The following is a 1,570-nucleotide window of genomic DNA, read 5'->3' as shown; positions in this document are numbered from 1 at the left end:
CGCGCCCCAGCCCCGCAATACCGCATCCCCCTGTTGCCGGTCGCGCGCATAAAAATCCCAGCTCGGCGTGCTGAGATCGCCGCCCAGCAGGCAGCCCCCGCGACCCGATATCCGATGAGTTCGCCGTACTGGTATAATTGGTAAAATAATTCCGGAATTAGAGCGCCCGGCAACAGGGACGTGGATCAAAGAGCGGGGTTGGGGTGCGTGCATCGCGAGACGGCGGAGGGATGCGCCGGAGGTATTGGGCGCCGACCGACGAGGCGGGGTATCCGGACATCACGCGGCGATGCCCGGAAAACGATAACGCGAGCCGCGCGCCCCAGCCCCGCAATACCGCATCCCCCATTACCAGCCACCCTTAATTGTGAGTTCAGTGGCGGACCGCCGGGGGTCGACAAATGAACGACAAGAACGGATTTTGCCAGCCTGGAACATCTGCTCCGCCAACCGGCCAGTCCGCTGACAGCACGATCGTTCTTCCGTCGGCACCGGCCCGGACCCGACGGGCCGTCCTCGGTTCGGCACTCGGTCTGCTGGGCGTGGCCGCGACAGGCTGCTCGAAACCCAAGCACCCCTTCGACCCGGCCAGCGAGACCCTCCCGCCAGACCCCTCAGTGACGCCGAGCGCGAGCGCGGCAGCGCGGTTCCTGGACACTGGCGCGGCGGACTTCTTCGGCAAGGGCCTCATTCCGCAGCAACGCGCGACTTTCGGCCTGGACCGGGCGCAGATACTGCCCTCCGACGACCCCCGCTTCCAGCAGATCGTCCGGGTCTCACTACCAGCGGGCGACACGTTCAACGATCCCAAGGCCCAGGTTTACAACGACGGCAACACCTACGGCGGCAGCCAGCTCTTCGTCGCCATGGAGGGCCGGCCGACCTTCGAAATGTACCTGCGCTATTATGTGCGCTTCCCACATGATTTCGATTTCAGAAAAGGGGGGAAGCTCCCCGGGTTCTACGGAGTCATCTACAACAAAGGAAACGATCAACGTACTGACTCCGACCGGAGCGGTTTCGCCAGCCGGTTCGCCTGGCGCAAGGAAGGCGAAGGGATCGTCTACTCGAACACCGCCCGCCCAGACGCACCGGTCAAAGTTTCCGGCAAGAAGTCATGGACATGGGAGCTTAACAAGTGGATCTGTGTCGAGCAGGGTGTCCGCATGAACTTCGAGACATTCTCTCAGGGGCTGCTGGACGTCTGGATCGACAACAAGGAAACCGTCAAAGAACACGGCTATAATCCACGTATTTCCGACAAGGTCCGCATCGGCGGCATCATGTTCTCGGCCGTGTACGGCGGCGGAGACCGGTCGTTCGCGCCCGAGACGGGCACCACCATCGACTTCGCCGCCTTCGCCATAGGTGAGCAGCGAGTGGGCCCGCTGCCCGAGGCCGCACGCTGACCAGGCTCTTTCAGAGCGCACGGCGTGCCGTAGCACTACACAGAGCGACAACCACGATAGAACCTCCTCCATCGGCATGTGAATGATCCATGGTCCTGGAGGTGTCATGTTCCCGGTCGGTGCGTTCCGCCCCGAGACGATCAAACTCACGGTTCGCGGAG

1 protein-coding gene is annotated in these 1,570 nt (G+C 62.9%); it reads left to right on the top strand.

The window, feature by feature from the left end; genetic code table 11:
* Window positions 1-542: 542 nt before the first annotated feature.
* Window positions 543-1,409: a polysaccharide lyase gene (locus MJ785_RS02190; RefSeq protein ID WP_239310425.1), complete on the top strand. Its 867-nt coding sequence runs from the start codon at window positions 543-545 to the stop codon at window positions 1,407-1,409.
* Window positions 1,410-1,570: the final 161 nt, after the last annotated feature.

The organism is Protofrankia sp. CiT1, from assembly GCF_917627335.1.
Classification (GTDB): Bacteria; Actinomycetota; Actinomycetes; order Frankiales; family Frankiaceae; genus Protofrankia.
Note: the sequence above shows the minus strand (reverse complement) of the source record. Positions and strands in the feature narration are given on the sequence as shown.